Consider the following 7,218-nt stretch of genomic DNA (forward strand, 5'->3'; position numbering starts at 1 on the left):
AGCAACGCTTGGGCGGTAGTCGGCAATGTCCTCCCCGGTGCTTCTATGGCGGCACGCTCATTCGCTGACCGCATCCAGAAGAAGCAGGACAGCGGCGCCTCGTGGGGTGACGCTCTCGCCTACGCCGACGCTTGCGGGGAACTCTACTGAGGCGCCGACCAATGACCGGGCTCATCATCGGCTCAACAGCCCTTGCCTTCTGGTACGCCGACGCCGCCAGGGCGCCAAAGGACCTCGACGTCTTTAGCGCTGAACCCGTGGCCGACGCTGACGCCTTCTGGGACGACGACTTTAAGCCTTGGCTCTCAGGTGGGGACGGGCTCAGATGGGCGACCCCGAACGAGCTGATGACCATCAAGGCGTCACACGCCTATTGGGATCTGCGTAACGGGTCATGGCCCAAACATATGGGCGACATGCTTCTCATGAAAAAGCTCGGGGCTCAAATCATTCCCGAGCTACACCACATGCTCTACCGGGTCTGGGAACGCCGGTACGGGGTCAAGAGAGTAGACCTGACCCAAGAGGCTACCGACTTCTTCAACGATGCCGTGAAGCGTATCTACGACCACGACAGCATCCATGACAGCGTCGCTTACGGCGAAAGGCCGCTCTACGAAAGCGTTCTGAAAGACGGCGCTACCGTCCAGGTCGATATGTCCAAGGTTCGCGCCCTGTCGTACGACGATCAGGTGCGGCTCTTTCGTGAAGAGATCTACGCAACCGCTCTTGAGCGGAAAGTGATTCCGAGCGACTACCAGTGCTCGCCCCGCTGGGCGTACGCGTGGGCGCTCCGACGCACGATCACGTCACTCACTAAGGGTTGGTCCGCACAGTTCATCGTGGCCAACTATGACGTGTTCCATACCCCGGACACGGACTATGTGGCGCGGCATAAGAGCCGTGCTGACCGGCTCATTCCTCTGGAGGGAAAGTAAATGGAGTACAGCATCGACCTCGCCAGCGCTTCGCCTAGCGAAATCGAAGCGCGCGTAATCGGCTACGTGGCAGCGTGGGGCTTCAATGGCAGTTGGTGGGCCTGGCGAGACAAGAACGGGGAGGACGGTACGGAGGTCGAGGGCCTTGGAATGGTCGCCACCGTCCAGACAGAAGGCGGCGGCGGGGAGGACGGCGACGGATGGACGCACGTTGTCATCCGAGTGACGCAGGGCGACGTTACCCGGTACTTCAAGAAGACCGGCTACTACTCGTCATACGGCGGTTCAGACTGGGACGGCGAGATTCGTCGTGTGAGGCCGACCACAAAGACTGTCACCGTCTACGAGTGAATGCGCCATGGCTGAACAAGCCATAGCCGATGTGCTCGCGCACTACGGGGCCGATTGTGTGCCCGAGGGATACAAGTGGGCGCCGATGAAATGCCCGTTTCACGATGACCGATCGGCGTCCGCATCTGTCTCGACCGAGCGCGGCTCGTTCAAATGTCACGCCTGCGAAGCGCACGGCGACACCTATTCGCTAGTGATGTGGAAAGAGGGTTGCGATTTTGCTGGTGCCGTCGAAATCCTCACTGGAATTCTTGGCACAGAGCACCCGGCAGTATCAAAGGGCAATGCGCGGAAGCCCCGCCGAAGAGTATTTGATGCAGAGGGGGCTAACGCCGGACAGCATTCGATCTTTTCGGCTGGGCTACGTCGCCGATTCGATGCCGGGGCATGAGAAGTACGTCGGGCGAATCGCGATTCCATACCTGTCGCCCGACGCGATGACACTACAGCTCCGATTCCGGAGACTCGGCGACGGCGACGGAGCCAAGTTCCTAAGCGTCCCAGGCGACATCCCCCGGCCCTACAACACACGGGTTCTCGAAGAGGACCACAACGTGATGTTCACGGTCGAGGGCGAGCCGGATACGTGGATCGTCACACAGTGCGGGTTGCCCGTTGTCGGCCTACCAGGCGTCAGCTCGTGGCGTTCGGAATGGGCGTTGCCGCTACGCCAGTACGACACCGTGTTTCACCTAGCGGACAACGACGATAAGGGGCAGGGCGCGGAATTGGGGGAGCGCATGGCGCGCGACCTTCCGAACCTGCGAACCATCCTTTGGCCGGACGGCCACGACGCAAACAGCTTGTTCCTGGCGGAAGGCCAGGATGCCCTACTTCGGAAGGTCGGCATGCAATGAGTGATCGATGCGAGTGCGACGATCCTGAAGACATCTACCAGGAGGCATACAAGCGCGGATGGGACGACGCCCTTAAGCACGCCCCAGACATTGAAACAGTCCTCACGGGGGTTTCGCCGGAAGCCTGGGAAGCGATGCGGCGCCTAGAACCGCGCAGCGGAGATATTCCTACCATCATGAGAATGATCGGAATTTTGAATGACGAGTGAGCAGCTAGCCGAAGCCGTAGAAGAGACCGTGCGAGCCGCTAAAGCCCGCGTTACCGGCGTCGGCAAAGACCAGTACGACCAGGGCGACACACAGCAATTCGAAACCATGACGACCCGCGAACTTTTGCAGTGGGCGCACGAGGAAGCCCTAGACCTCGTGGTGTACGGCGTCATGACCGCCATTCGCATCAAGCGCGTTGAGCGCCAGCTAAAGAAGGGATTCGACCTGTGAGCTTCGAGGCCATGGGCAAGAACACTGGCGTACTCGCAACGCTGATCAAAAACGCCGTCATCGCCGACGCTATCGGTGTGGTCGAGCTGGGAAATCTTCCGGCCGACATCGAACCCCTCGTGAACCTCGCGGCTGACAAGTGGGAAGACGCCGACGAGACCGGCCTAGACGCCCTCGTGGCAATGATCCTCATTCTGTTGTCCCTCGGCGCTGCCACTGAGAGCGCCCCGAGGATGCCGCCGCCCTTCCCGGGCGCCGACCCTCGCGGGCACTTCCCCAGCTTCTAGAACTCCGTCGAGAGGCGCCTACGGGCGCCCCCGGCATCCCCTTGAGAAAGACGGAATGAACGACACCACGGCAACCGTGATCGCGCTGCTTGTGGTACTAGCCCTCATTGCCATACGGAATAAGCGGAGCTAACCATTCAGCGCATTCTGATCTACCCCGATGCCCAGATCCCTTTTCACAATCCGCGACAGGTCAACTCACTTCACCGGTATATCCATGCGACCAAGCCCGACCGGCTTGTCGTGATCGGCGATTTCATGGACTACGCCGGGCCGTCCCGCTGGAATAAAGACACCAAAGCGGAATTCGAACACAACGTGTTCCGCGAGAGCGAGCAAGGTAAACGCATCCTCGGCGACTTACGCCGGGGGTACGACGGCCCTACACACTTCATAGAGGGGAATCACGACGCGAACCCCCGTCGATACCTGGCCAGGCACGCGCCCGCACTAGCGGAATCGAACGCCTTCAACGTCGAGACGCTTCTAGATTTCAACTCCCACGGAATCAACGTCGTTCGGGGAGGCTTCGACATAGCCCCGGGCTGGGTGGCGATGCACGGCCACGCCACCGGAATTCGTACGGTCACGGTTCCCGGCAGCTCCGCCCTGAAGCTCGTAGACAAACTAGAGCGATCGGTAGCGATCGGCCACACCCACCGCCTCGGGCTCATGCCGCAAACGAAGGGCACAACCGGGCGGAATATCATCCGCTGGGGAATGGAAGTCGGCAACGTGATGGATATGCGGAAGGCCGTCTATCTCGGCTACGTAACAGCGAACTGGCAGTCAGGGTTCGGAATACTCCATGTCGAGGGTAAGCGCGTCCGACCGGAAGTGATTCCGATGGACGGCAACGGAATGTTCATCGCGGATGGGAAGGTTTGGGGTTGATCACTGAGCTAGTCCGCGAGACAGCGGAATCAGTAGGCCAGAAGGTCGCCCGGGATTGGCCATTCCTCGACGCCGAAGACATCACACAGCATGTCCTACTGGAAGCGTGTACACGGGCCTACGATTACAACGCGATGGAACCGGACGAGCTGTGGTCATTCCTCACACGGAAGGCCGTCGCCTACTGTGCCCGTGAGCGGAATGACTACGTGTACCGGACGGCGCGATACCTCTACACGCCGGAGGAGGTTCGCGTACTGCTGGCAATCGCGGTGGAATCGGTGGGTGTCGTGTTCGACGCGCCGACGGAAGACGGCTACGTGGCTGCCCCTGACCGGGGAAACATATGCGTGTCCCTGTGGGATCTGTCCCAAGCCCTCGACGGTATTCCGGATCGGTGGCGACGCATCCTCATGCGGCGCGCGGAATGCGAAGGGTACGATGCCGAGCAGCGCCGGAAGGCGACCGCGTACGGATGGAAGCCGCTCAGCGAGAGCGAGCAGCGGACGGCCCGCCGTGCGACCGAACGACTGGCGGAAGTTCTGAACCGGGTTGTGAACCGGGCGCCTGGCGACCACGACGGCCCCGGTGCACGGAAGGCTATTTCGAACGCTCGCGCCCAGGCGATCACGCACGAGGACCGGGACGGGGAATGATTCAGCCGTGCATGCCGGATTTCATGTGGTGGCGGGGCTTCCATCCGGGAAGCCCCTGCCTGATCGAAGCGAAATTCGATGACCGGCCGCCGATGTGCCTAACGTGCGGGAAGAAGGATAACCCGCCGTGGTGGAACAACCCGATGAACTGGCAGAAGGAACTTACGAGAGGAAACGAGTGAGCGATTTCCTATCTGGGCTCGCATTCGCTGCGGGCGTGACCGTCATGGCAAGCGCGGCGGTCTGTATGTTCCTATTCCTCGGCCCGCCGATTCTCTACGCGTGGAATCGGTGGTATGCCTACTGGGAACGAAAGTGGCGGGCGAGACCGTGAGCGCCCTACCGGAGGCCGGAACCTACACGCTGAGTAGCGGCGAACCGATTGGCTGCGGTTCACAAAACCCCAGGTCAACGTGTTCCGACACTTTGCCGGCCAGCGCGGAGCGTAACAAGGTTTGGCTCTGATGGAGGACCACATGCCCGATCAGCTCGACCGCGAACCGGAAGCAAGCCCGCTGCTCGGGTGCCTAGCGCTCGTCGGCGTAATGACCATTGCGGCGCTGGCGCTGGTCGGTTCGTACCACATCATCTTCTAGGAGCGATCCAGCACGCCCAACTGGGGAGCTGCCGGTCAAGTCGTCTACCGGCGCACACAGTCGGACGCTTCCGGATGGCAGTAGAGCGACACGGCCGCGTGGTGGCGATCGGGGTGACTACTGGCCACTTCGATCTCGTGGAGTGGGGCGACCCTGTAGGCCCTCACGAGCAGTGCGCAGCCGGGGCTTGCCCCCATCCGGTAATCAGTGTTTTCGGTCGGCCGCTTCTGCTAGTGTTCGATCTGCAAGTTGGTTGTGTAACGGCGGGTCTGGTCGTCGGTCGTTTTCGTTCCCTCCGAAGGGTCGTGTACACGCTTTGCGCGTTGAGATCATCACCGCTTCCGATTCTCAGGACTTCCCCGGCGTTCCGTTCGGCAGTGGGGTGTGATGCCGCGAACTGACTTCCTTGGCCGTGAGATCAGCGTCGGCGAGGAGGATATCTATCCCATCGCTTCGGGTGGATTCTGCGGGAGAGGAGCAAGCGGCGGATGAAGGTCATAGTCACCGGCTCGCGTGACTGGCCGGACATGGAAGCAGTATGCCGGGCTCTGGACCTGGCGCTGACGCTCGCACAGGATCACGGGGCGCCGCTCACGGTGGTTCACGGTGGCTGTCCCATGGGCGCCGACGCAATGGCGGCGGCATGGGTCCGACTCATGCGTGACGACCTGGAGATGCCCGTGATAGAACGGGTGTTCGAAGCGAACTGGGAACGATACAAGAGGCGGGCGGGACCGATACGTAACCGGCGCATGGTCGAGGCCGGGGCAGATTACGTGATCGCCTTCAACCGCAACCACGGCAGGGGAACAAGCGGAACCATCGCTCTCGCCGACGAGGCGGGGATTCCGGTCATACGAATCGACGCGGAAGACAAGGAAGCTGCGTAAGTGGATCAAGTGGAAGTCGTCAACGAAGAGGTTCTCTACTCCCGCCCGGGGCGTGCCCGCGTAGAACGAACCTCTTACTCGAATGGGGTCATCGACTACGGCGTGTGGGTACAAACAGGCGTTCCCCCCGTCGAGACGAGCGCAGCATTCATGCATGTACCCCACGAGGTGAACGGCGCCCCCGTGGCGCTCGCTGAGCTGATCCACGATGACGGCCTGGTCGGCATGATCTACAGGAAGGCTGCGTAGCCATGGACAACTGCCCTACCTGCGGCAACGAGAACCCTGAGCCCGTTGAGGGAGCCGTCATCCTGGATCGCGATGGCGACGTGTGGCAACGCCAGCGGGACGGCTGGCGGATGCTCGGGGGTGGCCGGGGTCCCCGGTCCTGGGACTACGTCACCCAGACGTACGGCGTGCGCCGGATCCTTCATACGCCCGAGGCTGCGTGACCGACCATCCCCGGCGCCCCGTATGGCTCGGGGCCGGGGAGGTGCATCGATGCGGCCGTCTTCCCAGGCATCATCCGTGTGCGTATGTAGTGAAGGCAATCACCGCAGGCTGATAGCCTGACTCCTGTTGCTGCGTAGCCCTTCCCTTGGGCGTCCTGCTGACACTGGAATCGCGCGACCGAGAGCCCCCGGTGAAGACATTCGCCCCGGGGGCTCTTCGCGTTCCCGCGCCATTAGGCTCCGCCCCTGGTCGAGGCAATGGTCGGCCGGTCGTCGGCCGAGCCCACGGGTGATGAACCTGAAGGTCAGAGGCAGGCTTCGTTGTTGACGCGCAGGTCGCATGCCGGAGATCAACCAACTTGCAAACCGTGTACACGGGTTGCTATCGTTCGCTTGTCAGCAGGCAACGAAGAAGGGGAACGGTGATGCGAGGCAGCTACCGAAAGAACGTCGAGGGGCGCCACCGAGAATGCAAGGACCTGGCGGACCTTCACGCGACTGGAAGACTGTAGGAGGACTCAACCATTACCGGGCTGGGCAGTCTTTCGGGACATCACCTACAGGAACATGTATGCGCAGCAAGGGGGTCTAATGCCTGCATTCGAGGTAACCGACGAGATCGTTGGATATGCCGTGGAGATCGTAGACGGCTGGTATCAGGCGGGACGGATCGACTGGGAAGATGTCTGGGATCGCCTCGACGGCACTGAACTGGTGGACGGCACACGGCTTGATCTGGGGACGGACCTTGCTTCGCTAGAGCTGGTCGCACTTAAGGCGGCCGTCCGGAAGGTCAGAAGAGGCTAAGGTCTGCCTGCCCCCGCCGCGGCGGGGGTCTCTTCTTATGTCTCAGCAA

Annotated in this window: 10 protein-coding genes and 1 pseudogene; all 11 read left to right on the forward strand. The window is 61.6% G+C overall.

Features of this window, described 5'->3' with window-relative positions; genetic code table 11:
* The first annotated feature begins 161 nt into the window (after positions 1-161).
* The 11 genes and pseudogenes from ABD120_RS39495 (at position 162) to ABD120_RS39540 (ending at position 7,169) form a co-directional block, all read left to right on the forward strand.
* Positions 162-938 (forward strand): DUF7275 domain-containing protein, encoded by a 777-nt coding sequence (locus tag ABD120_RS39495; protein ID WP_343955630.1) that lies wholly within the window; start codon positions 162-164, stop codon positions 936-938.
* On the forward strand, positions 939-1,289 hold the full coding sequence (locus ABD120_RS39500) for a hypothetical protein (protein WP_343955632.1): 351 nt from the start codon (positions 939-941) through the stop codon (positions 1,287-1,289).
* 7 nt (positions 1,290-1,296) lie between these two features.
* Positions 1,297-1,494 (forward strand): annotated as a pseudogene (locus ABD120_RS39985) (CHC2 zinc finger domain-containing protein); the annotation flags it as partial.
* A gap of 13 nt (positions 1,495-1,507) precedes the next feature.
* Entirely contained in the window at positions 1,508-2,146 is a 639-nt protein-coding gene (locus ABD120_RS39505; protein WP_343955634.1) for a hypothetical protein, read from the forward strand.
* A gap of 198 nt (positions 2,147-2,344) precedes the next feature.
* Positions 2,345-2,587: a hypothetical protein gene (locus tag ABD120_RS39510; RefSeq protein ID WP_343955636.1), complete on the forward strand. Its 243-nt coding sequence runs from the start codon at positions 2,345-2,347 to the stop codon at positions 2,585-2,587.
* Positions 2,584-2,874 (forward strand): hypothetical protein, encoded by a 291-nt coding sequence (locus tag ABD120_RS39515; RefSeq protein WP_343955638.1) that lies wholly within the window; start codon positions 2,584-2,586, stop codon positions 2,872-2,874. Before ABD120_RS39510 ends, ABD120_RS39515 begins: the two co-directional genes overlap by 4 nt.
* 168 nt (positions 2,875-3,042) lie before the next feature.
* Positions 3,043-3,768 carry a metallophosphoesterase gene (locus ABD120_RS39520; protein ID WP_343955648.1) on the forward strand — a complete coding sequence of 242 codons (726 nt, stop codon included), beginning with the start codon at positions 3,043-3,045 and terminating at the stop codon, positions 3,766-3,768.
* Complete coding sequence (locus ABD120_RS39525; protein ID WP_343955640.1) at positions 3,765-4,424, forward strand: hypothetical protein; 660 nt, start codon at positions 3,765-3,767, stop codon at positions 4,422-4,424. The genes ABD120_RS39520 and ABD120_RS39525 overlap by 4 nt, the downstream gene beginning before the upstream one ends.
* A gap of 1,084 nt (positions 4,425-5,508) precedes the next feature.
* The gene (locus ABD120_RS39530) at positions 5,509-5,910 is read left to right on the forward strand and encodes an SLOG family protein (RefSeq protein WP_343955642.1); all 402 of its coding nucleotides are present in this window, start codon (positions 5,509-5,511) and stop codon (positions 5,908-5,910) included.
* On the forward strand, positions 5,911-6,159 hold the full coding sequence (locus ABD120_RS39535; RefSeq protein ID WP_343955644.1) for a hypothetical protein: 249 nt from the start codon (positions 5,911-5,913) through the stop codon (positions 6,157-6,159). It abuts the gene before it with no gap.
* A 794-nt stretch (positions 6,160-6,953) separates the two neighbouring features.
* Entirely contained in the window at positions 6,954-7,169 is a 216-nt protein-coding gene (locus ABD120_RS39540) for a hypothetical protein (protein ID WP_343955646.1), read from the forward strand.
* Positions 7,170-7,218 lie beyond the last annotated feature (49 nt).

The organism is Nonomuraea longicatena (assembly GCF_039525605.1).
In the GTDB taxonomy this organism is placed as follows: domain Bacteria; phylum Actinomycetota; class Actinomycetes; order Streptosporangiales; family Streptosporangiaceae; genus Nonomuraea; species Nonomuraea longicatena.